The 25,619-nt window shown below is 68.1% G+C and carries 22 protein-coding genes; 12 read left to right on the forward strand and 10 right to left on the reverse strand.

What is annotated here, in order from left to right:
* Nucleotides 1–2 precede the first annotated feature (2 nt).
* The 3 genes from proW to R1Z03_RS14890 form a co-directional block, all read right to left on the reverse strand.
* Nucleotides 3–1,295 carry a glycine betaine/L-proline ABC transporter permease ProW gene (gene proW / locus R1Z03_RS14880; protein WP_317352288.1) on the reverse strand — a complete coding sequence of 431 codons (1,293 nt, stop codon included), beginning with the start codon at nt 1,293–1,295 and terminating at the stop codon, nt 3–5.
* Nucleotides 1,292–2,578: a glycine betaine/L-proline ABC transporter ATP-binding protein ProV gene (gene proV, locus R1Z03_RS14885; protein WP_317352291.1), complete on the reverse strand. Its 1,287-nt coding sequence runs from the start codon at nt 2,576–2,578 to the stop codon at nt 1,292–1,294. Before proV ends, proW begins: the two co-directional genes overlap by 4 nt.
* 640 nt (nt 2,579–3,218) lie before the next feature.
* On the reverse strand, nt 3,219–3,830 hold the full coding sequence (locus tag R1Z03_RS14890) for a TIGR00645 family protein (protein ID WP_092740989.1): 612 nt from the start codon (nt 3,828–3,830) through the stop codon (nt 3,219–3,221).
* Nucleotides 3,831–4,029: 199 nt separating this feature from the next.
* On the opposite strand from R1Z03_RS14890, the gene acs reads away from it, so the two are divergent.
* On the forward strand, nt 4,030–6,024 hold the full coding sequence (gene acs, locus R1Z03_RS14895) for an acetate--CoA ligase (RefSeq protein WP_317352297.1): 1,995 nt from the start codon (nt 4,030–4,032) through the stop codon (nt 6,022–6,024).
* 304 nt (nt 6,025–6,328) lie between these two features.
* A complete protein-coding gene (locus R1Z03_RS14900; RefSeq protein WP_272564182.1) occupies nt 6,329–6,808 on the forward strand; it encodes a LapA family protein in 480 nt (159 codons plus the stop codon).
* Between the two features lie 121 nt (nt 6,809–6,929).
* Here the strand turns inward: R1Z03_RS14900 and R1Z03_RS14905 are convergent, their stop codons facing one another.
* On the reverse strand, nt 6,930–7,235 hold the full coding sequence (locus R1Z03_RS14905; RefSeq protein WP_272564181.1) for a c-type cytochrome: 306 nt from the start codon (nt 7,233–7,235) through the stop codon (nt 6,930–6,932).
* Nucleotides 7,236–7,338: 103 nt separating this feature from the next.
* On the opposite strand from R1Z03_RS14905, the gene R1Z03_RS14910 reads away from it, so the two are divergent.
* Nucleotides 7,339–7,581 carry a TIGR04438 family Trp-rich protein gene (locus R1Z03_RS14910; protein WP_284399149.1) on the forward strand — a complete coding sequence of 81 codons (243 nt, stop codon included), beginning with the start codon at nt 7,339–7,341 and terminating at the stop codon, nt 7,579–7,581.
* A 103-nt stretch (nt 7,582–7,684) separates the two neighbouring features.
* On the opposite strand, the gene ilvD is transcribed toward R1Z03_RS14910, so the two are convergent.
* Nucleotides 7,685–9,379 (reverse strand): dihydroxy-acid dehydratase, encoded by a 1,695-nt coding sequence (gene ilvD, locus R1Z03_RS14915; protein WP_317352305.1) that lies wholly within the window; start codon nt 9,377–9,379, stop codon nt 7,685–7,687.
* 142 nt (nt 9,380–9,521) lie between these two features.
* Between ilvD and R1Z03_RS14920 the strand changes: the two genes are divergently transcribed.
* Nucleotides 9,522–10,505, forward strand: a complete 984-nt coding sequence (locus tag R1Z03_RS14920; protein WP_317352307.1) for a LysR family transcriptional regulator — start codon at nt 9,522–9,524, stop codon at nt 10,503–10,505.
* Nucleotides 10,506–10,605: 100 nt separating this feature from the next.
* Here the strand turns inward: R1Z03_RS14920 and bfr are convergent, their stop codons facing one another.
* Both bfr and R1Z03_RS14930 read right to left on the reverse strand, forming a co-directional pair.
* Nucleotides 10,606–11,082 carry a bacterioferritin gene (gene bfr / locus R1Z03_RS14925; RefSeq protein WP_272548335.1) on the reverse strand — a complete coding sequence of 159 codons (477 nt, stop codon included), beginning with the start codon at nt 11,080–11,082 and terminating at the stop codon, nt 10,606–10,608.
* A 92-nt stretch (nt 11,083–11,174) separates the two neighbouring features.
* On the reverse strand, nt 11,175–11,360 hold the full coding sequence (locus R1Z03_RS14930; protein ID WP_317352311.1) for a hypothetical protein: 186 nt from the start codon (nt 11,358–11,360) through the stop codon (nt 11,175–11,177).
* Nucleotides 11,361–11,637: 277 nt separating this feature from the next.
* On the opposite strand from R1Z03_RS14930, the gene R1Z03_RS14935 reads away from it, so the two are divergent.
* Complete coding sequence (locus R1Z03_RS14935; RefSeq protein WP_317352314.1) at nt 11,638–13,230, forward strand: Fic family protein; 1,593 nt, start codon at nt 11,638–11,640, stop codon at nt 13,228–13,230.
* Between the two features lie 18 nt (nt 13,231–13,248).
* On the forward strand, nt 13,249–13,653 hold the full coding sequence (locus R1Z03_RS14940) for a hypothetical protein (protein ID WP_317352316.1): 405 nt from the start codon (nt 13,249–13,251) through the stop codon (nt 13,651–13,653).
* 63 nt (nt 13,654–13,716) lie between these two features.
* Here R1Z03_RS14940 and R1Z03_RS14945 read toward each other — a convergent pair whose 3' ends face one another.
* Nucleotides 13,717–15,882: a TonB-dependent siderophore receptor gene (locus tag R1Z03_RS14945; RefSeq protein WP_317352318.1), complete on the reverse strand. Its 2,166-nt coding sequence runs from the start codon at nt 15,880–15,882 to the stop codon at nt 13,717–13,719.
* 384 nt (nt 15,883–16,266) lie between these two features.
* Between R1Z03_RS14945 and lgt the strand changes: the two genes are divergently transcribed.
* Complete coding sequence (gene lgt / locus R1Z03_RS14950; protein ID WP_284428883.1) at nt 16,267–17,088, forward strand: prolipoprotein diacylglyceryl transferase; 822 nt, start codon at nt 16,267–16,269, stop codon at nt 17,086–17,088.
* Between the two features lie 94 nt (nt 17,089–17,182).
* Here the strand turns inward: lgt and R1Z03_RS14955 are convergent, their stop codons facing one another.
* Complete coding sequence (locus R1Z03_RS14955; protein ID WP_317352322.1) at nt 17,183–18,349, reverse strand: MFS transporter; 1,167 nt, start codon at nt 18,347–18,349, stop codon at nt 17,183–17,185.
* A 111-nt stretch (nt 18,350–18,460) separates the two neighbouring features.
* The gene (locus R1Z03_RS14960; protein WP_317352325.1) at nt 18,461–19,492 is read right to left on the reverse strand and encodes a DJ-1/PfpI family protein; all 1,032 of its coding nucleotides are present in this window, start codon (nt 19,490–19,492) and stop codon (nt 18,461–18,463) included.
* Between the two features lie 267 nt (nt 19,493–19,759).
* On the opposite strand from R1Z03_RS14960, the gene R1Z03_RS14965 reads away from it, so the two are divergent.
* From R1Z03_RS14965 to R1Z03_RS14985, 5 genes are all read left to right on the forward strand, one after another.
* Nucleotides 19,760–20,449 carry a GntR family transcriptional regulator gene (locus R1Z03_RS14965; RefSeq protein ID WP_317352329.1) on the forward strand — a complete coding sequence of 230 codons (690 nt, stop codon included), beginning with the start codon at nt 19,760–19,762 and terminating at the stop codon, nt 20,447–20,449.
* Nucleotides 20,446–21,900 (forward strand): malonyl-CoA decarboxylase, encoded by a 1,455-nt coding sequence (locus R1Z03_RS14970; RefSeq protein ID WP_284408882.1) that lies wholly within the window; start codon nt 20,446–20,448, stop codon nt 21,898–21,900. The genes R1Z03_RS14965 and R1Z03_RS14970 overlap by 4 nt, the downstream gene beginning before the upstream one ends.
* Nucleotides 21,901–22,054: 154 nt before the next feature.
* Nucleotides 22,055–23,047, forward strand: coding sequence for a tripartite tricarboxylate transporter substrate binding protein (locus tag R1Z03_RS14975; RefSeq protein ID WP_272564166.1), 993 nt, complete (start codon nt 22,055–22,057; stop codon nt 23,045–23,047).
* Between the two features lie 84 nt (nt 23,048–23,131).
* On the forward strand, nt 23,132–23,992 hold the full coding sequence (locus tag R1Z03_RS14980; protein WP_317360382.1) for an enoyl-CoA hydratase/isomerase family protein: 861 nt from the start codon (nt 23,132–23,134) through the stop codon (nt 23,990–23,992).
* A 27-nt stretch (nt 23,993–24,019) separates the two neighbouring features.
* Complete coding sequence (locus R1Z03_RS14985) at nt 24,020–25,585, forward strand: malonyl-CoA synthase (RefSeq protein WP_317352335.1); 1,566 nt, start codon at nt 24,020–24,022, stop codon at nt 25,583–25,585.
* The last annotated feature ends 34 nt before the right edge of the window (nt 25,586–25,619 follow it).

A 25,619-nucleotide genomic window follows, 5' to 3' on the forward strand; every position in this document is an offset into this window, starting at 1 on the left:
GCTCAGCGGCCGGCGGTGGCCCATTGCGGGGCGGCGCCGGAGGCGCCTTGCGCGGCAGGCGAGGGCGATGCCGCATCGGCCGCGGGGGCCGCCGGGGCGGCGTGGTCGCGCCGCGCGGCGAGGCGCCACACCAGGCCGGCCGGGCCGGTCTGCCACCAGTGGCGCACGCCGCGGCGCGGCTGGCCCATGGACTGGGTGATGCGGTCCAGCGTGATGGCCAGCAGCACGATGCCCAGGCCACCCACGGTCGCCAGGCCCATGTCCAGCCGGCCGATGCCGCGCAGCACCATCTGGCCCAGGCCGCCCACGGCGATCATCGAGGCGATCACCACCATCGACAGCGACAGCATCAGCGACTGGTTGATGCCCGCCATGATGGACGGCATGGCCAGCGGCAGCTGCACCTTGGCCAGCAACTGCAGCGGCGAGGCCCCGTAGGCCCGGGCGGCCTCGATCAGGTCGGGCCGCACCTGGCGGATGCCCAGGTTGGTCAGGCGCACCAGCGGCGGTAGCGCGAACACGATGGTCACCACCACGCCCGGCACGTTGCCGATGCCGAACAGCATCACCACCGGCACCAGGTACACGAAGGCCGGCGTGGTCTGCATGGCATCGAGCACCGGCCGCATCACGCGCTGGGCCCGGTCGCTGCTGGCCAGCAGGATGCCCAGCGGCAGCCCGATGACCAGGCAGAAGGCCAGCGAGGTCAGCACCAGCGACAGCGTCACCATGGCCTCGGGCCAGATGCCCAGCATGGCCACGAGCAGCAGCGAGACCACCGTGCCCACGGCCAGCGCGCGCCCCGCGAACTGCCAGGCGAGCACGCCGATCAGCGCGATCATGGCCAGCGTGGGCACGCTGGTGAGCAGGCCTTCCACCCAGGCCAGCGTGCCGTCGATGGGCGCGCGCACGGTCTGGAAGAACGGCCGGAAATGCGCCACCACCCACGACAGGCCGTGGTTGATCCACGACTCCACGGGCAGGCTGCCGTCCCACAGCTGGTGCAGGTGAAAGCCGCCGGCCGTGGGGTCGAAGCCCGTGGCGGCGTCGCCGGGCGTGGCGCTGGCGGGGGCGTTCAGCCAGTCGGTGTTGCCGGCGTCGCTGGGTGCGGTGGACGCGGCCCAGGGATCGGCCGCCGCCTCGGGGGCGGGGGCCTGCTGCGCTGCGGCGGCCGGGCTATCCCAGGGCGAGGCCGAAGCCGCAGGGGGTGCTTCCGCGGCCGGCGTCCAGGGGGGGGACTCGCCGGCCGTGGGGTTGGCGGTGGAATCGAGCGCTGGGGCGGTGGACTGGGTCATGCCGGGCTCCTTTCGGATGGTTCATTGGCGGGCGGGTTGGCGATGGCGGGCGCGGGCGCGGATGGCAAAGGGTCCGGCGGCACGGGCGGCGTGTCGCGGTCGAGAAAGCGCAGCAGCGTGGTCTTGCTGATCGCGCCGCGGAAGCGGCCGCCGTCCTCCACCACCGGCAGCGGGCAGGGCGCCTGCGCCACCTGGCCGAACAGGTCCGCCACCGGCGCATCCACGGGAATGGGCACCACGCCGTCCAGATAGGCGTGCTGCAGGCCCAGCGGGCCCACGTGGCCCTGCAGCGCGGCGCGCAGCGAGTCGGCCGACACCGTGCCCAGGTACATCCGCGCCGGGCTCACCACGTAGGCGAAGTCGCGGTCCTGCTCCTCCAGCTGCTGCAGCGCGGCGCGCGAGCCCCGGTCGCGCTGCTCCGACACCACGGTGAGCGGGCGCCGGGCGATGTCGCCGGCCTTGAAGACCGCCGCCGCGTCCACGCCGCGCACGAAGCTGCGCACGTAGTCGTTGGCCGGGTTGCGCAGGATCTCGTCGGGCGTGCCCACCTGCACCACGTAGCCGTCCTTCATGATGGCGATGCGGTCGCCGATGCGCATCGCCTCGTCCAGGTCGTGCGAGATGAAGACGATGGTGCGGCGCTGGATCTGCTGCAGGCGCAGCAGCTCGCTCTGCATCTCGGTGCGGATGATCGGGTCCAGCGCGGAGAACGCCTCGTCCATCAGCAGGATGGACGGGTCCGACGCCAGCGCCCGGGCCAGGCCCACGCGCTGCTGCATGCCGCCCGACAGCTCGTCGGGGTAGCTGTCGGCCCAGCATCCCAGGCCCACCTGCTCCAGCGCCAGTGCGGCCTGGCGCTGGCGCTCGGGCCGGGCCACGCCCGCCAGTTCGAGGCCGAAAGCGGTGTTGTCCAGCACCGTGAGATGGGGCATGAGCGCGAACGACTGGAACACCATGCTGATGTCCTTGCGGCGCAGCGCGCGCAGTTGCCGGTCGGACAGCGCGTTGATGTCCTGGCCGTCCACCAGGATGCGGCCCGCCGTGGGCTCGATCAGCCGGTTGAGCATGCGCACCAGGGTCGACTTGCCCGAGCCCGACAGCCCCATGACGACGAAGATCTCGCCCGCCTCGATGGTGAAGCTGGCGTCGAACACGCCGATGGAATGGCCGGTGCGCGCCAGGATGTCCTGCTTGCTCAGGCCCTGGCTGGCGAGTTCGAGCGCGGCTTGCGGCGCATCGCCGAAAACCTTGAACACATGTTCGATGGTGATTTGTTTGGCCACGGTGGGGGTCCTCCCTCGGTTGGAACGGGTTGAACACGCCCCGGCCGCCCGAAGGCGGGCGGGGCTGCGAAGGCCTGGGCATTCGAGACCCTGATGCGGCAGCCGAACCCGGACGCCCAGGGCGCGCGGGAACAGCAGCGAAAGGGTGGGCACCGAGGTGACCGGGATCGGCCCGAATGGCACGCGAGGCGGTGCGCAAGGGCCTGGGGCGTGCCGGGAGAGGTCGGTCGGAGGACTCCCGGGATCACGCGGCGCCGAGCCCGATGAACGGGCGAGCGCCTTGGGGCATCAGGGCCGAATGGGTCGGCCATGGGCCAGGGGGAAGCGGCCGGGCCTGGGGCCGGGCCGCCGTTTTCCTGGCGGGATCCGCTCCGGTGAAAGCGCCGCGTTGCGGGCCGGAAAGAGCGGATTACCTGCATTGCAGGTTGTAAAACACTCCAAAAGTATAGTTATTGGGTGTTTTTGTGTCAAAAGACCCGGGTTTGCCCGATGTGTTAATCGCGGGCGCAGCAGCGGAGCCGGGTGGATACCGGTTTGCTATGTTTTTGGTAGCAATCAGGCCAATAAGTACTAAGGCAAGAGCCCGAAAGACCCCTGTTTGGGGGCCTTGCCGGGGCTCGGTGGGAGAGGGGGTGGGCGCTCAGTGCTTTTCGTGCGAAACGTTCAGCAATTTGTCAGTGTAGGCAATGGCGATGGCGCTCAGCAGAAACACCACGTGGATGATCGTCTGCCACATCAGCACCTTCTCATCGTAGTTGGCGGCGTTGATGAAGGTCTTGAGCAGGTGGATGGAGCTGATCCCGATGATCGACAGGCCCAGCTTCACCTTGAGCACCGAGGCGTTCACGTGGCCCAGCCATTCCGGCTGGTCGGGGTGGCTTTGCAGGTTGAGCCGGCTTACGAAGGTCTCGTAGCCGCCCACGATCACCATGATGAGCAGGTTGGAGATCATCACCACGTCGATGAGCGCCAGCACGACCAGCATGATCACCGTCTCGTTGAGCGCCGTGACCTCCACGCCCGGCTTGTAGCCGATGCTGGTGACCAGCGACTGCAGCGCGCCCTGGTGGCCGAACGCGGCCTCGATCAGGTGCCACAGCTCCACGAGGAAGTGCCACACGTACACGCCCTGGGCGGCGATCAGCCCCAGGTAAAGCGGCAGTTGCAGCCAGCGGCTGGCGAAGATCAGCGAGGCCAGCGGGGTGAGGGACTTGCTGCCGTTGCGGGAAGCGGGGGGTTGCGGGAGGGCCATGGGAGGGTTTTCTTGAAAATCGCTAGAAATGAAACTCGCGCGATTCTAGAAGCACCGGCCGCTTGCCCTGTGACAGAAACCCGCCGCCTGCACAGGCGTAGCATCGGAGCCTTTGGCGGCCGCCGGCATCCGTCAGTGGCATGTAAGTGCGGCCCCCGAAAGTACCGCCAAATTATGTTGACTCCAGGAGACAAAACCCATGAGTGCGCCCTCGTCCACGATTGAATCCGTGCTGGTGGAAAACCGCGTTTTCCCGCCCTCCGAAGCCCTGCAGAAGGCCGCGCGCATTTCCGGCATGGCCGGCTACGACGCGCTGTGCGCCGAGGCCGAGCAGGATTTCGAAGGCTTCTGGGCCCGCCTGGCGCGCGAGAACCTGCAGTGGGACAAGCCCTTCACGCGCACGCTCGATGCCTCCAAGGCGCCGTTCTACGAATGGTTCGCCGACGGCCAACTGAACGCCAGCGCCAACTGCCTGGACCGGCACATCGGCACCCCGGTCGAGAACAAGACCGCCATCATTTTCGAAGCCGACGACGGCACCGTCACCCAGGTCACCTACAAGGAACTGCTGGCCCGCGTGGGGCAGTTCGCCAACGCGCTCAAGGCCAACGGCGTGCAGCAGGGCGACCGCGTGCTCATCTACATGCCCATGACGGTCGAGGGCGTGATCGCCATGCAGGCGTGCGCGCGCATCGGCGCCACGCACAGCGTGGTGTTCGGGGGCTTTTCGGCCAAGGCGCTGCAGGAGCGGATCATCGATGCGGGCGCGGTGGCCGTCATCACCGCCAACTACCAGATGCGCGGCGGCAAGGAACTGCCGCTCAAGGCCATCGTGGACGAGGCCCTGGCCATGGGCGGCTGCGACACCATCCGCAGCATCCTCGTGTACCAGCGCACGGCCACCGCCTGCGCCATGGTGGCGGGCCGCGACAAGACCTTCGCCGAGGCGCTGCAGGGCCAGAGCAGCGACTGCCCGCCGGTGCCCGTGGGCGCCGAGCACCCGCTGTTCATCCTGTACACCAGCGGCTCCACCGGCAAGCCCAAGGGCGTGCAGCACGCCACCGGCGGCTACCTGCTGTGGGCCAAGCTCACCATGGACTGGACGTTCGACCTGCGCCCGGACGACGTGTTCTGGTGCACGGCCGACATCGGCTGGATCACCGGCCACACCTACGTGGCCTACGGGCCGCTGGCTGCGGGCGCCACGCAGATCATCTTCGAGGGCATTCCCACCTTCCCGAACGCCGGCCGCTTCTGGCAGATGATCGAGCGCCACCGCTGCACGATCTTCTACACCGCGCCCACGGCGATCCGCTCGCTCATCAAGGCGGCCGAAGGCGATGCCGCCGTGCACCCCGCACGCTCCGACCTGTCGAGCCTGCGCATCCTGGGCAGCGTGGGCGAGCCCATCAACCCCGAGGCCTGGATGTGGTACCACAAGAACGTGGGCGGCGAGCGCTGCCCTATCGTGGACACCTTCTGGCAGACCGAGACCGGCGGTCACGTCATCACCCCGCTGCCGGGTGCGACGCCGCTGGTGCCGGGCAGCTGCACCTTGCCGCTGCCGGGCATCGCGGCCGCCATCGTGGACGAGGTGGGCAACGACATCGCCAACGGCACGGGCGGCATCCTGGTCATCAAGAAGCCCTGGCCCAGCATGATCCGCACCATCTGGAACGATCCCGAGCGCTTCAAGAAAAGCTACTTCCCCGAAGAGCTCAAGGGCTACTACCTGGCGGGCGACGGCGCGGTGCGCAGTGCCGATCGCGGCTACTTCCGCATCACGGGCCGCATCGACGACGTGCTGAACGTCTCGGGCCACCGCATGGGCACAATGGAGATCGAATCGGCCCTGGTGTCCAAGACCGACCTGGTCGCCGAGGCCGCCGTCGTGGGCCGGCCTGACGACGTGACGGGCGAGGCGATCTGCGCCTTCGTCGTGCTCAAGCGCTCGCGCCCCACCGGCGACGAGGCCAAGGCCATCGCCAAGGAACTGCGCGACTGGGTCGCCAAGGAGATCGGCCCCATCGCCAAGCCCAAGGACATCCGCTTCGGCGACAACCTGCCCAAGACCCGCAGCGGCAAGATCATGCGCCGCCTGCTGCGCTCCATCGCCAAGGGCGAGCAGATCACGCAGGACACGAGCACGTTGGAAAACCCTGCGATCCTGGATCAATTGGCTGAAACCAATTGATCCAGGGGGCCGCCGCAAGGCGGCTTGGCGCGAAGCGCTTCGCAGGGTTTGCCGTCACTCATATCGCCGCAGGCGATGTGAGTGACGGCAAAATCCCCCAATCTCATCCAGGGTGCACTGGCCTTCGAGGCTTCCTAAAAACCACCGCACGCCCCCGTCCGGTGGTTTTTTCACGCCTGCGCCGCGCTGTAGGACAGTGCCGGTTTCAATTTCCTGCCAGCGATAACCGCTCCCGCACAGGTTAAAAACGTCCCCCAACCGCGCCTGCCAGGCTGCGGATTTCGACACCTTCCGGGAGATTGACATGAATTTCAGAACCATCGCGCTGCTGCTCATCGTGGCCGCCATGGCCGTGCTGGCCGCGCTCAACTGGACCACGCTGGCCACCCCATCCGTCATCTCGCTGGGGCTGACCTCCTTCGAGGCCCCGCTGGGCCTGCTCATGCTGGGGCTGACCGTGCTGCTGGGCATTTTCTTCATCGCCTACGTCCTGTCGCTGCAGGGCTCGGTGCTGCTGGAGACGCGCCGCCACGCCAAGGAAATGACGGCCCAGCGCGATCTGGCCGACAAGGCCGAAGCCTCCCGCTTCACCGAACTGCGCGCGTTTCTCGAAAACCAGAACCTGCAGTCCCATTCCGCCCTGATCGCGCGCATCGATGCGCTGGAACTGCACCTGGCCCAGCGCGCTCAGGAATCGGACAACACCACGGCGGCCTACGTGGGCCAGCTCGAACACCAGCTGCGCGGCACCCCGCGCGTCGATTCCCGCATCGACCCGATCTGATGTGGTGATGCGTCGGCGGCCCAGCCCGCCCGCCGACCCTCCAAAACGAACGCCGCGCTGCACGGGAACCCGTGCAGCGCGGCGTTTGCGTTAGCGTTGATCGGCAGCGCGATGGATGGATTTACTTCAGAGACAGCACCCAGGCGGCCAGCTTCTTGGCGTCGGCATCGTTCACCTGGGCATTCGCCGGCATGGGCACCGGGCCCCACACGCCCGATCCGCCCTTCATGATCTTGGCGGCCAGCTTGTCCACCGCATCCTTTTGGCCGGCGTATTTGGCGGCCACATCCTTGTACGATGGGCCCACCAGCTTCTTATCCACCGCATGGCAGGCCATGCAGTTTTTCGAGGTGGCGAGGGCCTGGTCGGCCAGGGCCGGCACGGCCACCGACAGGGCCATCGCGAGGGTGATCAGGGTGCGCTTCATCGGGGGTTTCCTGTGGGTTGTGGGTTAGTATCCGGCTCAATGAAATTGTAGTGGCGGGGGTTGACCCCTGGCACGTAAAGTCCGTACCGCACAGGAGATCGCCATGTACGCGCTGGGTCTGGGAGTGCTTCTTGTGCTGCTCAAATACCTCGAGATCGGGCCCGTGGCCCTGTGGTCGTGGTGGTGGGTTCTGTCCCCCTTCGCCGTGGCCTTCGTCTGGTGGGCCTGGGCCGACGCCACCGGCTACACCAAGCGCCGCGCGATGGAACGGATGGACCAGCGCAAGCAGGACCGCATCAACAAGAACAAGGAAGCGCTGGGCATCCAGCCACGCAACCGCCGCTGAACGCACCGCCCCGATCGGCACCGCCCCCTCCAACCAAAAGCCCGCGCGCCTGACCGGCCGCGGGCTTTGTCTTTTGCAATGGCCGGCGCGCGGCCGGCCTGGATCAGTAGGCGTCCAGCACCGCGCCCTTGCTGGCGCTGGCGGCATTGAAGGCGAACTTGGCCTGCACGCCGCGCGTGTAGCGCGGAGCGGGGGGCGTCCAGCCTTCGCGGCGGCGGGCCAGTTCGGCCTCGGGCACGTTCAGTTCCAGCCGCAGCGTGTGCGCGTCGATGGTGATGGAATCGCCTTCGTTCACGAACGCGATGGTGCCGCCCGCCGCCGCTTCCGGTGCCACGTGGCCCACGACCATGCCCCAGGTGCCGCCGGAGAAGCGCCCATCGGTGATGAGGCCCACGCTTTCGCCCAGGCCCGCGCCGATCAGCGCGCCCGTGGGTGCCAGCATCTCGGGCATGCCGGGGCCGCCCTTGGGGCCCAGGTAGCGCAGCACCATCACGTCGCCCGCCACGATCTTGCCGTCCAGGATGGCCTTCAGGGCCGACTGCTCGTCGTCGAACACGCGCGCCGGGCCGGTGATGACGGGGTTCTTCAGGCCCGTGATCTTGGCGACCGCGCCCTCGGGGCTCAGGTTGCCCTTGAGGATGGCCAGGTGGCCCTGCTCGTACATGGGCCGGTCGATGGGGCGGATCACGTCCTGGTCGGCGCGGGGCGCGTCCGGCACGTCCTTCAGCACCTCGGCGATGGTCTTGCCTTCGATGGTGAGGCAGTCGCCGTGCAGCAGGCCGGCGTTCAGCAGCACCTTCATGACCTGCGGAATGCCGCCGGCCTGGTGCAGGTCCACGGCCAGGTACTTGCCGCTGGGCTTGAGGTCGCACAGCACGGGCGTCTTCTGGCGCACGCGCTCGAAGTCGTCGATGGACCATTCCACGCCGGCCGCGTGCGCGATGGCCAGGAAGTGCAGCACCGCATTGGTCGAGCCGCCGGTGGCCATGATCACGGCCACGGCGTTTTCGATGGACTTCCTGGTCACGATGTCGCTCGGGCGGATGTCCTTCTTGATCGCCTCGATCAGCACCTTGGCCGATTCCTTGGCCGAGTTCTGCTTCTCGTCGTGCGGGTTGGCCATGGTGCTGGAGTAGGGCAGGCTGATGCCCAGCGCCTCGAACGCGCTGGACATGGTGTTGGCCGTGTACATGCCGCCGCACGAGCCGGTGCCGGGAATGGCGCGCTTTTCGATCTCCTTGAGGTCGAAGTCGCTCAGGTTGCCGGCGGCGTTCTGGCCCACGGCCTCGAACACGCTCACGATGTTCAGGTCCTGGCCCTTGTACTTGCCCGGCAGGATGGTGCCGCCGTACACATAGATGGCCGGCACGTTGGCGCGCAGCATGCCCATCAGGCCGCCGGGCATGTTCTTGTCGCAGCCGCCCACGACGACCACGCCGTCCATCCACTGGCCCTGCACGCAGGTTTCGATGCAGTCGCTGATGACCTCGCGGCTCACCAGGCTGTACTTCATGCCTTCGGTGCCCATGGCCATGCCGTCGCTGATGGTCGGGGTGCCGAACACCTGGGCGTTGCCGCCGGCTTCCTCAATGCCCTGGATGGCCGCATCGGCCAGCTTCTGCAGGCCCGAGTTGCACGGCGTGATCGTGCTGTGCCCGTTGGCCACGCCCACCATGGGCTTCTTGAAGTCGCCTTCTTCGTAGCCCATCGCGTAGTACATCGAGCGGTTGGGCGCGCGCGACTTGCCTTCGGTGATGTTGGCGCTGCGGCGGTTGATCTGCAGGGGTTTGTTTTCCATGGGGGCGTCCTTCGTGGGAGGAAATTTCGTGTCGCCGGGCCGGCCTCGGGTGGGCGGGCGGCTTTTGGGGCAGCGCGGAGTATGCGCTGTTTGATTGATTGGTTCCAATCCGTTTTCAAGGGGTCATTGATATGCTTGGCATATGAATGACGCATCGATCGAGCTGCGCGTGTGGCGCCAGTTCCTGGCCGTGGCGGAAGAGCTGCACTTCGGCCGCGCCGCGCAGCGCCTGCACATGACCCAGCCCCCGCTCACCCAGGCGATTGCTCAGCTGGAGCGCGCGCTGGGCCTGCTGCTGTTCGACCGCACGCGCCGCCGCGTCGCGCTCACGCCGGCCGGCGAGGCGCTGCTGCCCGACGTGCGCGAGGTGCTGGCGCGTGCCCAGGCCCTGCCGGCGCGCGCCCGGGCCGCGGCGCAGGGCGAGGTCGGGCGCATCCGGCTGGCCTTCGTGTCCACCGTGGGCTTCGAGCAGTTGCCCGCCTGGGTGCGCGCCTTTCGCCGCGCCTGCCCGCAGGTGTCGCTGGAACTGGTCGAGGCGACGGGCGACGTGCAGCTGCAGTTGCTGGAGCGCGGGGAGATCGATGCCGGCCTGCTGCTGCATTCACCGCAGTTCGCCCCGCCGGGCCTGGCCGGCCTGCGCGTGGCGCGCGAGCCGCTGGTGCTGGCGCTGCCGGCGGCGCACCCGCTGGCGGTGCAGGCGAAAGCCCCGCCACTGGCCGCCGTGCTGGCCGAGCCGCTGGTGATCTTTCCGCGCCGCATCCTGCCTTCGGTGTACGACGCGATCTTCGCGCTCTACCACGCGGCCGGGCATTCACCGCAGGTGGCGCAGGAAGCCATCCAGATGCAGACCATCGTCAACCTGGTGGCGGCCGGCCTGGGGCTGGCCTTCGTGCCGCAGAGCGTGATGCAGTTCCAGCGCACCGGCGTGGTCTACCGCCGCGTGGCCACGCCGCTGCGCCGGCCGGGGCCTTTGCTGCCTGAGTGCGAAACCCGGCTGGTGTGGAACGCCCCCGCGGCCGGGCCGGCCCTGCTGCGCTTCGTGGCCTTCGTGCAGGCGCTCCAGGGTGCGGCGCCGGGCGAGGGTGCGGATCAGTCGATCGGGGATGTTTTGCTATCAAATGAATAGCTGCCGGGGCAATGAAAACGCCGGCGTGGGGCTTGAACGGCTTGGAAAAAAGAAAAGCGCGCACACCGCCCTGGCGTGCGCGCCTTGGTCGGGCGCAGGATCAGTCCGCGGAGGCCGATTGTGTTTGCAGGTAGTTCTGCAGGCCGACCTTGTCGATCAGGCCGATCTGCTTTTCCAGCCAGTAGGCGTGGTCTTCCTCGGTGTCGCGCAACTGGGCGAGCAGCAGGTCGCGGCTCACGTAGTCCCGCACGCTTTCGCACAGGGCCATGCCTTGCTGCAGCGCGGCGCGCACTTCGTATTCGGTGGCCAGGTCCTTGCGCAGCATCTCGGGCACCGTGGTGCCGGGGGTGAATTCCTTCGGGCGCATGTCGGGCATGCCGCCCAGGAAGAGAATGCGCCGCAGCAGCGCGTCGGCGTGCTGGGTCTCCTCCTGCATTTCATGGTCGATCCGCGTGTAGAGCTTCACGAAGCCCTGGTCTTCGTAGAGGCGCGAATGGATGAAGTATTGATCGCGCGCGGCCAGTTCGCCGCGCAGCAGGTCCTTGAAATAATCGATGACCTGTGGGTTTCCCTGCATGTGTTTTCCTTGGAATCAGGGCAGGAGTATCGCGCGGCCGCCCGGCCCGCGGGTGAAAGCCCCCGGGCCGGCGCTCTGCATGCGTACCGGGATCAGAAGCGTTCGCGTTGGGGGTGCTTTGATGATGATAGCGCTCGGCGTTGATGGAGCCGATCGGTATTTCGTGCATCGATGGTCAATTGCAGGAAAAGATGCTCGACTTTCAACAAGGAGATGTGCTGCCAATTCGTCAAGCGAGAGTAATTCGTTATTTTTGCCATTGCTTCGCGCTCGATCATTGGGTTTCCTTTGCATTTTTTAAGATGATTTAACGAATTGCTATGGAGTCCCCTAATGAAGTCATCGCCCATTGATTCATCATCACGTCGTGGTAACCCGACTGCATCAGGGGAAGGGCCGAGTACCCAACGCCCGCCTCTCAGGCATCGGGCTGCGCTCCATCGCCCATCTGATTTGCCTCCACGCGTCGAGGGCAACTCATCGAGTTCCAGTTCGTCTGCTCCAAGAAAGGCATTTGCGTTTCAGCCCCGTGGACCTGCGCTGGATCGGCGAAGGATGACGGAAATTGCCGAGCGGGTCGCATCCGAGCCGGGGTCTGCCCTGATGATGTCTCCCTCGATAAGGGGTCGATCGGGCAGGGCGGAAATCAGGCCAGTATTGCCACAGAGCAAGAGCGAGCAAAGGGAAATGCTCCAAGATTTTTTGACGAATTGGTCAGGTCCCCAGTCGGTAAAAACCAAAATTCTCAAAGCCCACGAGGAGGAGTCCTTCGTTCTAGACTTGGAAGGGAAACATCTGAGCAGTCTTCCGGATGGGCTTTTCTTGCTGCCACATTTGGGAAACCTCATTGTGAATGGCAACCCTTCACTCAAAAATTTGCCGCCCGATCTGGCTTACGCCCCCGCATTGGCCCGCATCCAGGCAAACGATTGTGACCTGCATGAGTTGCCGGAAAATATCGGTCAGGCGGGGGAGCTGGTCATGCTGGAGATTAAAAATAACGGCCAATTAACCGAACTCCCTGCATCGATGGCGGATTTGAAAAAATTCGAGGTGATCGAGGCGACCCGTTGTAATTTGGTGGTCTTGCCGGAAGGCGGGATGGGCCCAAAAATCCGGCAAATCGATCTCTCTAATAATCCGAGACTCAGCCATTTACCGGAGAAATTAGGCGAGAGCCCCAATATTGAACATCTGGAATTGAAAGGTTGCTCGCTCTCGAGCATTCCTTCTGGTATTGGTGCCCTCCCAAGGCTGAAGTCGCTGAACTTAGCGGACAACGCGGCCATGCAGCAGCTTCCACCAGGCCTGAACTTCAAAAAGGTGCATGTCGGCACGCGAGGCACGCAGATCCGCCTGATGGACTTGGTTTTAAACCAACCCATCAGTCCGCCTGTGCGCAAAGAGCAAGACGCCAAACTCAAGCACGTGCAAAAGCACTGGGGAACGATCCAGAAGCTGATCGAAACCGGCGGCGCTAGAGTGGCACAGAAGGCAGAGGCCGCCCGCTTGGAAGTGGACCAGGGCAGGGCCGGTCTCTCCAATACCGCGCAATCAACACCACTGGCAGGGCGCAATTGGAAGGCCGCCAATCATCAAATCGAAGAATGGATCGGCCAGCACCAGCCGTTGGATACCGACCATCTGAAGCGCCTGAATGCGATGCTGGGCAAGGACACCGATCCTTTCAATGACCCCGATGCTTATGAAAAACTTGGCGCTCGCTTTGGGGAGTTTCGTCGGCAACCGACTGGTTTTCCCCAGGGGGGCTCTGCAGCTGCTGTAGTGGACGAGCGAGAAGTGGGTGCGGAGATGGCTCAGTTTGATGAATGGTTTGAACAGGCGTCTGCTAAGGTGGCTCAAGGCAGAATGAGTCCCGCTGAATTGTCTGCTGCGACAGTGCAGCGCCTTGTCAGCATTCACCCGTTCCCCGATGCCAACGGTCGCACGACGCGGCTTGCGGGCGACTGGGTATTGATGAGCTATGGACTGCCGCCCGTCAACAGCCCGCAACGTCCAATCATCGTGTTTTCCAGCGGACGCAATCCAAACGGTCCCGACGATGCTTTGGCCTGGACAGTCGAGGGGATGACAAAGACCGTCGAGATTTACGAAAAACATTTGGGATTGAAAACCTCAAGGCGTTAGAACTCACCATATCCAAAGATGCCTTTTGACAAACCCGTCTCCGCACGGCGTGTCCTGCGCAGCACTTTGGTGCTTTGTTTTGTCTCCACCGCTGCGGTGGCGCACGCTGGAGGAGCAGGTATCTACCGCTTGGACTGGCCCTACCGCGGCGAAGTGCTCAACTACCGCTCCTGCGGCTGCGCCGACGCATGCTGGGTGGCCGAAGTTCGGATTCAGCGGACAAAGGTCTTGAAAGCCCGGTTGCGGTGCGACTGCGAGTCCCTGCGCTACGCCCGCTCCACGAGTCCGTCCAAAGAAACGGCGCTGGGGAATTGCGAAACCATCAACCGCAGTGGAAGCAAAGCGGAAGCGATCCGCGAAAAGCTGGAGCAGATTCTGCACCCCACCGGCGCGCATCGAGGTTTAGCGTCCTCTGCACCATGAGGCTGACACGGCAACGCCGGCGGCGTTGTTCGGGCCTCTGATTTCCTGCCAGGCAACCTAGCGTCAGAAATCCACAGCCGCCGACAGCATCAGCGTGCGTGGCGCGCCCACGGTCACGTAGTTGCTGACCACCCAGTAGTTCTTGTCGAACGCGTTTTCCAGGCTGGCGCGCAGCACCACGGGCTTGCCGGAGACCTTGGTGGCGTAGCGGGCGCCGATGTCCAGGCGCGTCCAGTTGCCCACGCGCAGGCGGTTGGCGGCGTCGGCATAGACCGGCGAGGTGTGGATGACGCGGCCGTTCAGGCTCAGGCCCTGCGCCCAGGGGGTGTCCCAGTCCAGGCCCAGGTTGAAGGTGCGGTCCGGCACGCCGGCGGCGTTGTTGCCCTGGTTCAGGCCGCCTGCGGTGCGCGTGAGCTTGGCGTCGTTGAAGGCGGCGCTGGCCATCAGGCGCAGGCCGCGCTGGACTTCGCCGTAGGCCGTCAGCTCCAGGCCGCGGTTGCGCTGCTCTCCACCGAAGCTGTACACGTTGGTGGCCGGGTCGGTGACCGCGCCGGGCTTCTTGATCTGGTAGATGGCGGCCTGCGTGGTGAGCTGGCCCCAGTCCACTTTCACGCCCACTTCGTGCTGCTTGGATTTTTGCGGGGCGAAGGTCTCGCCGGCGTTGGCGGTGGTGACCCCGGCGGTGGCGCCGCGGGTGAGGCCTGCGGTGTAGTTGGCATAGACCGAGATGTTCCTCGCGGGCTTGAACACCACGCCCGCCAGCGGCGTCACGGCGCTCTTGTCGTAGTGGCTGGTGGAGACTCCGGTGGTGGGCGTGAAGTTTTCCTGCTCCATGGTCTGGTGGCGCAGGCCCAGGGTCACCAGCAGGCGGTCGTCGAGGAAGGCCATGGTGTCGGCCAGGGCCAGGCTCGACTGGTCGGTGACCGAGCTTTTGCCGGGTGCGCCGCGCGCCACGGTCATGGCGGGCAGGGGCGAGGGGTTGTACAGGTTGGAGGCGTTGGTCGTGGCCGAGGTGGCGTAGAAGTAGCCCGTTTCCTGGTTCAGGTAGTTCGCGCCCAGCGCCAGCGTGTGGCCGACGCTGCCGGTCTTGAAGCGCGTGCGCAGGCCGACGTCGGCGGCCTTGGACTTCGTGTACTGGTCGTAATAGGCGTTCGACACCCGGAAGTTGCCCAGCGCGTCGGGCCGGCCGCTCGGAAAGGTCTGCTCGTAGTCCATGTCCATGTAGCCCAGGCTGCCGTAGACGGTGGTGCGGTCGTTCAGGTCGTGCTCCAGGCGCGACATGACCGTCTTCACGTTGTCCTGCAGCTTCGTGCCGGGGTAGAAGTTGAGCCGCGCGTCGGGCACGGCCGGCACCGAGGTGGCCGTGCCGGCGAAGTTGATCTGGGGCCGGAATTCCTTGGTTTCGCCGCGCGTGGCGAAGGCGTCCAGCGACCAGCGCGTGCGGGCGCCGGCGTAGTCCAGGCCGACCGAGCCCAGGCCCAGGTTCTGCTTGCCGCCGTCGATGTTGCCCTCGCCGCCGCGCACCAGGCCGTTCACGCGCACGCCCCACTGGTTGTCTTCGCCGAAACGGCGGCCCACGTCCAGGTGGGTGCCGAACTGCGCCTTGCCCATGTAGGTGGTGGTCAGCCGCGTGAGCGGCACGTCCGCCGCGCGCTTGGTCACCACGTTGATGCTGCCGCCGACGCTGCCGCTCGGGCCCACGCCATTGGTCAGCGCGCCGGGGCCCTTGAGCACTTCGACGCGCTCGATGGTCTCCAGCGGAATGCTGGTCGACGGCGCCAGGCCGAACAGCCCGTTCATGCTGATGTCGCTGTTGGACAGGGTGAAGCCCCGCACCTGGAAGTCGTCGCCGAAGCCGCCGCGCGAGGTGAGCGTGCGCACCGAGGCGTCGTTCATCACCACGTCCGCCACGGTCCGTGCCTGCTGGTTGTCGATCAGCTCCGAGGTGTAGTTGGTGGTGCTGAACGGCACGTTCATCAGGTCGGTGTTGCCCAGGATGCCGAGGTTGCCGCCGCGCGCGAACTGGCCGCCCGAATAGGTCTTTTGCAGGCCACCGATGGCCTCGGCCTGGTCGGACACGATCACTTCGTCGAGCGCCGTCCGGGCGGCGGTCTGCGCACCGGCGCCGGTGGCGGCGATGAGAAGCCCTGCGCCGACGCAATGGCGGACGAGGCGGGCGAGCGGGGTGGGGGCGAATCGGCGTTCTGCGCGGCTGGCGTGTCGGTGCATGGTGTTCAGGAGCGGGCTTTGCGGCCGGCGGGCCGGGGTCCATGGCCAGGCCGTGAAAGGCCGGGAGAGGACCGCCGGGCGGCGGAAAGCGGTTAGAAGAATGAGAAGCGTTATCAATTATGAAGTCGCCACCACGGGCCGATCGGGGTCGTCGGCCGGGCGCGTGGGATTGGTGCTATCAATTAAATAGCGTCGAAGGCAATCAAAACGCCGGCATGGGCCCGATTCGGCCCATATCCCGCCCGGCGGAATGCGATGACGAAGTCCTCCGGGCGGACCGCGGCGGCGCCTGGCCGGCCGGCGCGCTGCGCCGTCGCCGCAGCGGCCGCCGCTCCAGGGCGCCGGCCGGAACCGTCATGCCGGGCGGGCACAATACCGCCCACCATGCTGATGTACCCCCAAATCGACCCCATCGCCCTGCAAGTGGGCCCGCTGGCCATCCACTGGTACGGCCTGACCTATCTGGCGGCCTTCGCGCTGTTCATGTTCCTCGGGGTGCGGCGCCTGCGCCACGAGCCCTTCGCCTCCATCACCGGGCCCGGTGCCTGGACGCGGCGCGACGTGGAGGACATTCTCTTTCTCGGCGTGGTGGGCGTGGTGGCGGGGGGGCGGCTGGGCTACTGCCTGTTCTACAAGCCGGGCTACTACCTGTCCAACCCGCTGGAGATCTTCTACATCTGGCAGGGCGGCATGAGCTTTCATGGCGGGCTGCTGGGCGTGATCGCCGCGATGGTGTGGTTCGCGCATTCGCGCAAGCGGCCCTGGCTGCAGGTGGCCGACTTCGTGGCGCCGTGCGTGCCGACGGGGCTCGCGGCCGGGCGCGTGGGCAACTTCATCAACGGCGAGCTGTGGGGGCGCTTCAGCAGTCCGGACCTGCCCTGGGGCATGGTGTTCCCGCAAAGCGGCTCGCTGCTGCCGCGCCACCCGTCGCAGGTGTACCAGTTCCTGCTGGAGGGCGTGCTGCTGTTCGTGCTGCTGTGGCTCTATGCCCGCCGCGAGCGCCGCCAGGGCGAGGTGGCCGCGGCCTTCCTGGTGGGCTACGGCAGCTTCCGCTTCATCGCCGAATACTTCCGCGAGCCGGATGCGTTCCTGGGCATCCTCTCGCTGGGCATGAGCATGGGCCAATGGCTGTGCGTGCCGATGATCGTCGCCGGCATCGCCATGTGGGTGTGGGCGCGGCGCCAGCCGGTGCTGCAAAGGGCTTGAGGCCCCAGGGGCCTCCAGCACAATAAATACTAGGGCATGTTGCTATTGAAAATATAGCAAACGCCCCGGGTGCGAATTGTCACCGCAGGGTGCCTCAGACCGCCGCGCGCCGCGGCGCCATCGACCACAGCAGGCCCAGCGCCACGGCCAGCAGGACCAGCATGGCCGCATTGATGGCGGTCCATCCGATGCCCGACAGCAGCGCGCCCGAGCCGAACGACATGGCCACGGCCATGCCGCCGTTGCACAGCTCCATCAGCGCCTGGGCCGGGCCGCGTTCGTGCTCCGCGTGGTTTTCGGACAGCAGCGTGGTGCCGGCGATCAGCATCAGGTTCCAGCCCACGCCCAGCAGCAGCGAGCTGGCCAGGAACTGCGCGAACCCCAGGCCCGACAGCGCCACCGTCGCGCTGGCCACCAGTGCCAGGGCGCCCGCGCCGGCCACGCGCCGGCTGCCCCAGCGGTCCACCAGCGGGCCGGCGAAGAACGCCGGCAGAAACATGCCCACCACGTGCCACTGGATCACCCGCGCCGCCTGGGCCGTGGAGAAGCCGCACCCATCCATGGCCAGCGGGGTGGCATTCATGGCCAGGATCATCAGGCCGTGGCCGATGGCCGTCATGCCCACGGCGGCGCGCAGGGCGGGGCGCCGCAGCAGCGCGAGCAGCACCGCGCGCCCGGCGGCGGCCGGCTGCGGCGCCACGCCTTCGCGCAGCCGTGCCATGGTGGCGACGCCCAGCGCCGCCAGGGCCGCGATGGCCAGGTAGGAGCCCACGAACGGCGTGGCCAGCGCATCGCGCGAGCCCACTGCCACGGCCGGCGCGAGCAGCGCGGCGCACAGGCCCCCGCCCACCACGCAGGCGGCGGCCCGGCCCTTGTGGCGCGGGTCCACGGCCTCCAGCGCGGCGTAGCGGTAGTAGCCTGCCGAGGCCTGGTAGACACCGATGCAGGCCGTGCCCACGCACAGCAGCGCGAAGCTGCCCGCCGCCACCGCCAGGGCGCACACCAGCCCCCCGGCCACGCCGAAGGCGGCGCCCAGCACCAGGCCCGGCCGCCGGCCGCGCCGCTGCATGAACAGCGACAGCGGCGACACGGCCAGCAGGTTGCCCAGCACCAGCAGCGCCAGCGGCAGGGTGGCGAGCGCGCCCCAGGGCGACAGCCGCATCCCGACGAGGGACGTGAGGGTGATGCCGATGATGGAGCACGACCAATAGAGCGCCTGGCCGGCGAACAGCAGACGGATGGCGGGGTTGCGAAGCAGCATGGCAGGACCTGTGAGGGAGATGAAAAACGGAAAAGGGAAGGGCGGCCAAGCCGTGGCGCGGTGCGATGGGCCGGCCGCAGCGACCCGGGGCTTTCTCTGCCGGCCGCCGCGTCAGCCCGGCCGGGCCGCGCCGGCCGTCCCGGCGCCGAAGCGCTCGGCATAGGCCTGCGGGCTCACGGCCCGGTGCTTGTGGAAGGCGCGTCGCAGCGTCTCGGGGTGCTGGAACCCGCACAGCCGCGCCACGGTGGAAACCGAGGCCTGCGCCTGGGCCAGCAGGGCCGATGCCGCCTCCACCCGCACCCGCTCCACGTAGCGCGCGGGCGTGGTGCCCAGTTCGCGCTGGAACACGCGGGTCAGGGTGCGCGGCGGCATGCAGGCGCGCGCGGCCAGGGCGTCCAGCGACAGGTCGCCGCCCAGGTGGCCGGGAATCCATTCCAGCAGCGGCGTGAGGCGGGGCGCGTGCGCCGCATCGGGCGCCAGCAGGGGGCTGAACTGCGCCTGCCCGCCCGGGCGGCGCAGGTACATCACCAGGCGACGCGCCACGGCCAGCGCCATGGCGCGGCCCAGGTCGTGCTCCACCAGCGCCAGGGCCAGGTCGATGCCCGCCGTCACCCCGGCCGAGGTGAAGACGTGGCCGTCGCCGTCGATGCCGCCCGGGTCGTAGGTGTGCAGCCGGTCGCCCGCCACCCGCACCTGCGGATGGCCCTGGCGCAGGCCGTCCACGCTGTCCCAGTGGGTGGTGGCGGGCCGCCCGTCCAGCAGGCCGGCGCGGGCCAGCAGCAGCGCGCCCGAGCACACCGATCCCACGCGCCGGGCGGTGCGCTCGGCCTGCCGCAGCCAGTCGTGCAGGGCGGTGTCGTCCAGCTGGGCGTCCACGCCCATGCCGCCGGGCACGAGGAGGGTATCCAGGCCAGGGAGCGCCACGTCGCGCCGCGCCGCGTCGGCCACCACGGCGAAGCCGGCGGAGCACGCCACCGGGCCGGCGGCCTCGGCCACCAGTTGCAGGGCGTAGGCCGGCGCGCGGCCCTGGCGCTCCATCTCGACATTGGCGGAGGCGAAGACCTGCAGCGGGCCGACCACATCCAGGCTCATGAAGCCGGGGTACAGCAGGCAGGCGATGCGGCGGGGGCGGGGTGGGGTCATGCGCTGCAGTGTCGCGCGGCGCGGCGGTGGCTGCAATGACAACCATCGCACAGATCCGGCCACTGTCTGCGGAGCCAGTCGGCCGCGCAGGCGCCACCGCATGGGGGTTTTCGCGGCCCAGGGAATCCCTGATGGGAAAGTGGCGGCTCCATCGCCATAATTATGTGAAATTACGCACATTGCCGCGCGATGCCGGCAGGTTGCGTTTCGTTGCCACCGCTTGCGAGGTCGATCGAGCCACTCACCGCCGCCCTGCCGCCGCTGTCCATGTCCTCCCTTCCCGCCACCGCGCGCGCACTCCCCCTGTCCTTGCATTCCGAGGCGGCCGAGCGCATCCGCGAGCTGATCTTTGCCGGGCAGCTGCCTCCGGGCGGGTTCGTGGACGAGATCGCGCTGTGCGACCGGCTGGCCATCTCGCGCACGCCGCTGCGCGAGGCACTCAAGGTGCTGGTGGCCGAGGGCCTGCTGCGCCACGAGCCGCGCCGGGGCTGCTTCGTGGCCGAGGTGACCGAGCGCGACCTGGACGAGATCTTCCCCGTGATCGCCCTGCTGGAGGGGCGCGCCGCGCACGAGGCCACCCTGCGCGCCAGCGAGGCCGACCTGGCCGCGCTGGAGGTGCTGCACGAGCGCCTGCGCGAACACGCTGCGGCCGGCCGCATCAGCGAGTACTACGCGGCCAACCACGCCATCCACGAGGCGCTCATCACGCTGGCCGACAACCGCTGGCTGGCCCAGGTGATCGGCGACCTGCGCAAGATCCTGCGGCTGGCCCGCCTGCAGCAACTGCGCGCCCCGGGGCGGCTGCAGCAGAGCCTGGCCGAGCACCTGGAGCTGTTCGATGCCATCAAGCTGCGCGCTCCCGAGGTGGCCGAGGAGGCCATGCGCACCCACCTCGTGCGCCAGCGCGCCGCGCTGCGCGACATCGCCCGCAACCCCCCTTCGAGGATCACGCCATGAATGCCACTGCGGAATGGATCACGCGCAGCGTCTCCCGCCTGCGCCCCGCTGACAAGACCACCGGATCGGCCGACGGCGCGGGCAGCGGCCCGGCCAAGGCGCCGGTGCCGCGCTCCACGCACGAACGCCTGCAGGCCACGCTGCGCCGCGGCCAGGAGGCGCTGTCGCCGCGCGCGCTGCGGCGCCTGCTGGCCGACCTGCAGGAGGTGGGCGCGCCGCAGGTGAGCGAGGTCGAGGGCGGGCGCCGCGCCGAGGCCGTCGCCGCCTGGTACCACGCGGCCGAGCCCGAGGAGCGCCGCGACATGTGGCTGCTGCTGTGCGAGCAGTTCGCGCCCGATGCCACGCGCTTCAAGTCGGCGCGCCAGCGCTACGAGGCGGCGGCCGGCACGGCCGAGGAGGCCCATGCCGAGATCCACCTGCGCCGCGCGCTGGTGTCGCCGCGCACGCGGCTGCTGCAGCGCTTTGCGGTGTTTCCGAACGGCATGCGCTTTCTGCTCGACCTGCGGGCCGAGCTGCTGCCGCAGCTCAAGGGCGACAAGCGGCTGCTCGCGCTCGATGCCGAGCTGGAGCAGCTGTTTTCCACCTGGTTCGACGTGGCGTTCCTGGAACTGAAGCGCCTGTCGTGGGATTCGCCCGCCTCGCTGATCGAAAAGCTCATCAAGTACGAGGCGGTGCACGACATCCGCAGTTGGGCGGACCTGAAGAACCGGCTGGACAGCGACCGGCGCTGCTACGGCTTCTTCCACCCGCGCCTGCCCAACGAGCCGCTGATCTTCGTGGAGGTGGCGCTGGTGGCCGACCTGTCCAGCAGCATCACGCCGCTGCTGGACGAGGGCGCGGCGCCGTCCGACCTGTCGAAGGCAACCACGGCGATCTTCTACTCGATCAGCAACACGCAGACGGGGCTGCGCGGGGTGAGCTTCGGCGATTCGCTCATCAAGCACGTGGTGGAGACGCTGAACGCGGAGTTTCCGCGCCTGCGCACCTTCGCCACGCTGTCGCCGATCCCGGGGTTCCGTTCGTGGCTGTCCAAGCACTGCGCCGCCGCGCTCGATGCGCTCGATGACAAGCGCCGTGCCGAGCTGGGCAAGGCCGTGGGGTTCGAGCCGCCCCAGGCCGCCCACGTGCTGGCCGCGGCCGACAAGGCGCTGGAGCTGCCCCCGAAATCGCCCGTGCGCCAGCTGCTGCTGCAGTGCGCCGCGCGCTACCTGGGGCGCGAGCTGCACGAGGGCAAGCCGGTGGACCCGGTGGCGCGCTTTCACCTGGGCAACGGCGCGCGCGTGGAGCGCCTGAACTGGGCGGGCGACCCGTCGTCCAAGGGCCTCAAACAATCGTTCGGCCTGATGGTCAACTATCTCTACGATCTCAAGCGGATCGACAAACACCGCGGCCTGCTGGCGCAGGGCCGCGTGCCGATGTCGGGAGACATCGAGAGCCTGTGCCGGGACTGAGGCGGTGTGAGCGGGGCAGAAAGAAAAAAGGCCGGTGCGCGCCATGAAGGAAAGCGCCCGAGCCTTTCGCCCCGCGGGTCAGATGGCACCGGCGCCATGAGCGCGCCTTCCTTGCATGCATGACAAAGACCCACAACGACAGGAGACAGACACCATGAACCATTCCCCTTTGCAGCGCCGCGGCGTGCTGCGTGGCGCGGCCGCGGCCGGCCTGGCGCTGGCCACCGGCCGGGTGTTGGCGGCCGACCCCTGGCCGGCCAAGCCGGTCAACCTCGTCGTGCCGTTCCCGGCCGGCGGCGGCACGGACGCCTTCGCGCGGCCGTTCGCGGCGCAGTTCGCCAAGTCCACCGGCAAGATGCTGATCATCGACAACCGCGGCGGCGCGGGCGGCACCGTCGGGGCCAGCTTCGCGGCCAAGGCGCAGCCCGACGGCTACACGCTGTTCATGGGCGGCACGCACCACGTGATCGCGCCCTCGATGTATCCCAAGCTCGACTACGACATCGAGAAGGACTTCATCCCGCTGGCGCTGCTGGCCAACGTGCCGCAGGTGCTGGTGGTCAACCCGCGCACGGTGCAGGCCACCACCATGCCGCAGTTCCTGGACTTCCTGCGGCGCAACCCGGCCAAGCTCAACTACGCCTCGGCCGGCGCGGGCACCTCGCACCACCTGGCGGGCGAGCTGTTCAAGCTGCAGACCAACACCTTCATCACGCACATTCCCTACCGCGGCGCCGGCCCGGCGCTGCAGGACCTGATCGGCGGCAACGTGGACATGATGTTCGACGGGCTGGGCTCGTCCGCCGCGCACATCAAGGGCGGGCGGATCAAGGCGCTGATGGTGGCCGGCGCCCGGCGCAACCCGGCCTTCCCCGACGTGCCCTGCGCGGCCGAGGTGGGCCTGCCCGACTACACCGTGACCACCTGGTACGGACTGTGGGCGCCCAAGGGCACGCCGGCCGACCTGCAGGCGCGCATCGTCGAGGAGACGCAGCGCCTGGGCACGGCCGAGGACCTGAAGGCCGTGTGGGCCAAGAACGGCGCCGACTACGGCGGCCTGTCGCAGACGCAGTTCGCCGCCATGGTCCACTCGGAGGTTCGCCGCTGGGCGAAGGTGGTCAAGGATTCGGGCGCCAAGCTCGATTGACCGGGGGCCCCGGGCGGGGCGGCAAGGCGGCCGATGCGGCCAGTGCAAACGGCGGACATGGCGGACATGGTGGAGAGGGCGGAAATGGCGGGTGACATCGGGGTGGAGCGGGTCGACGGGGCGGATGGCGCCCCCGGGGTGGTGCGCGTGGTGCTGCGCCACCCGGGGCGGCTCAACGCCATGTCCCGCGCCATGTGGCGGCAACTGCGCGCCGTGTTCGAGCAGCTGCAGGCCGATGCCGGTGCGCGCTGCGTGCTCATCGAAGGCGAGGGCGATGCCTTCTGCGCGGGCGGCGACATCTCCGAGTACCCGGCCTTCCGCTTCGACCGCGAGGCGCTGCGCGACTTCCACGAAACCGACGTGTGGGGCGGCCTGGCGGCCATGCTGGCGTGCGACGTGCCCATCGTGGCCGCGATCCGCGGCGCCTGCATGGGCGCGGGCGTGGAGATCGCCAGCTGCTGCGACCTGCGCATCGCCGGCGCGGGGGCCCGCTTCGGCGCGCCGATCGCGCGGCTGGGCTTTCCGATGGCCCCGCGCGAGGCGCAGTTGGTGGCCGGCGCGGTGGGCGAGCTGATCGCCCGGCAGATGCTGCTGGAGGCCGCCACCTTCGGCGCCGAGGCCATGGCGGCGCGGGGCTTCCTGAACCGCGTGGTGGCCGACGAGGCACTGGCCGCCGAAGCCCTGGCCAGCGCCCGGCGCATCGCCGCGCTCGCCCCCGCCGCGGCGCGCATGAACAAGCAGACGCTTCGTGCCTTGAAAGGGTCTGCAGTGCATATTCCACTGGGGCATGTTGCTATGAATAATGTAGCAATTGACCCATCGGTCGCCGCACCGGAGCAGGGGCCGGGCCCCTTCGCCGACCCCGACCCCTATGCCTACGCGGACAGCCCCGAGCACCGCGAAGGCATCATGGCGTTCCTGGCCAAACGTCCTCCCGTCTTCTGACACCCGACCGTTTTCCTCTTTTTTTGTATGAGCCAACACAACCTGTACACCGCCCTGCGCGCGGCCTTTCCGGACGACCTGGATACCGTCGCCGTCGAAACCACGGCGGCCGACGGCACGCCCCTGCACTACACCTGGAGCGACCTGGACCGCGCCAGCGCGCGCATCGCCAACCTGCTGGCGTCGCTGGACCTGCCGGACGGCAGCCGCATCGCGGTGCAGGTCGAAAAGTCGGTCGAGGCCCTGCTGCTGTACCTGGCCACGCTGCGCGCGGGGCATGCCTTCCTGCCGCTGAACACGGCCTACCAGAGCGGCGAGATCGAATACTTTGTCGGCAATGCGGAGCCCGCGGTGGTGGTGTGTTCGCCCGCCAACTTCGGCTGGGTGTCCAAGATCGCCTTCACGGCCGGCACGCAGCATGTGTTCACGCTGGGCGACGACCGCACCGGCACCCTGCTGGAGCGTGCCGCGCACCACGGCGACACGCACCTGCCCGTGCCGCGGGCGGCCGACGACCTCGCCGCCATCCTCTACACCAGCGGCACCACCGGCCGCAGCAAGGGGGCGATGCTCACGCACGGCAACCTGCTGTCCAACGCGCAGGTGCTCAAGGAATACTGGGGTTTCCGGCCGGACGACGTGCTCATCCATGCGCTGCCCATCTTCCATGTGCACGGCCTGTTCGTGGCGATCCATGCGGCGCTGCTCAACGGCAGCAAGATGATCTGGCTGGCGCGGTTCGACCCGCGCGCGGTGGTCGCCGCGATGCCGCGCGCTACCGTCTTCATGGGCGTGCCCACGCTGTACGTGCGCCTGCTGGCCGAGCCGGGCCTCACCCGCGAGGCGGTGCGGAACATGCGCCTGTTCATCGCGGGCTCGGCGCCGCTGCTGATCGAGACCTTCCGCGAATGGCAGGAGCGCACCGGCCACACCATCCTGGAGCGCTACGGCATGAGCGAGACCATCATGCTCACCTCCAACCCCTATACGGCCGACCCGCGCCACGGCGGCCAGGACGAACGCCGGGGCGGCACCGTGGGCTTTGCGCTGCCGGGCGTGGGCCTGCGCGTGGTGGACGATGCGGGCGCGCCGTTGCCCGTGGGCGAGATCGGCAATATCCAGGTGCGCGGGCCCAACGTGTTCAAGGGCTACTGGCGCATGCCCGAGAAGACGCAGGAAGAGTTCAGCATCGATGCCGACGGGCACCGCTGGTTCAAGACCGGCGACGTGGGCCGCGTGGACGAGCGCGGCTACGTGAGCATCGTGGGCCGCAGCAAGGACCTCATCATCAGCGGGGGCTACAACGTCTACCCGGCCGAGATCGAGGGCTACATCAACGAGATGCCCGGCGTGGCCGAGAGCGCGCTCATCGGCGTGCCGCACCCGGACTTCGGCGAGGTCGGCGTGGCCGTCATCACGCCCAAGCCCGGCGCGCAGCTCGATGGCGACGCCATCGTGGGGCGGCTCAAATCGCAGCTGGCCAACTTCAAGATTCCCAAGCGCTGCTTCATCGCCCCCGAGCTGCCCCGCAACGCCATGGGCAAGGTGCAAAAGAACCTGCTGCGCGAGCAGCACAAGGGGCTCTTCGCCTGACCCGGTGGCCGGCGACGGCAGGCCCGGGCAGGCA

This window comes from Acidovorax sp. BLS4, assembly GCF_032929295.1.
GTDB lineage: Bacteria > Pseudomonadota > Gammaproteobacteria > Burkholderiales > Burkholderiaceae_C > Paracidovorax.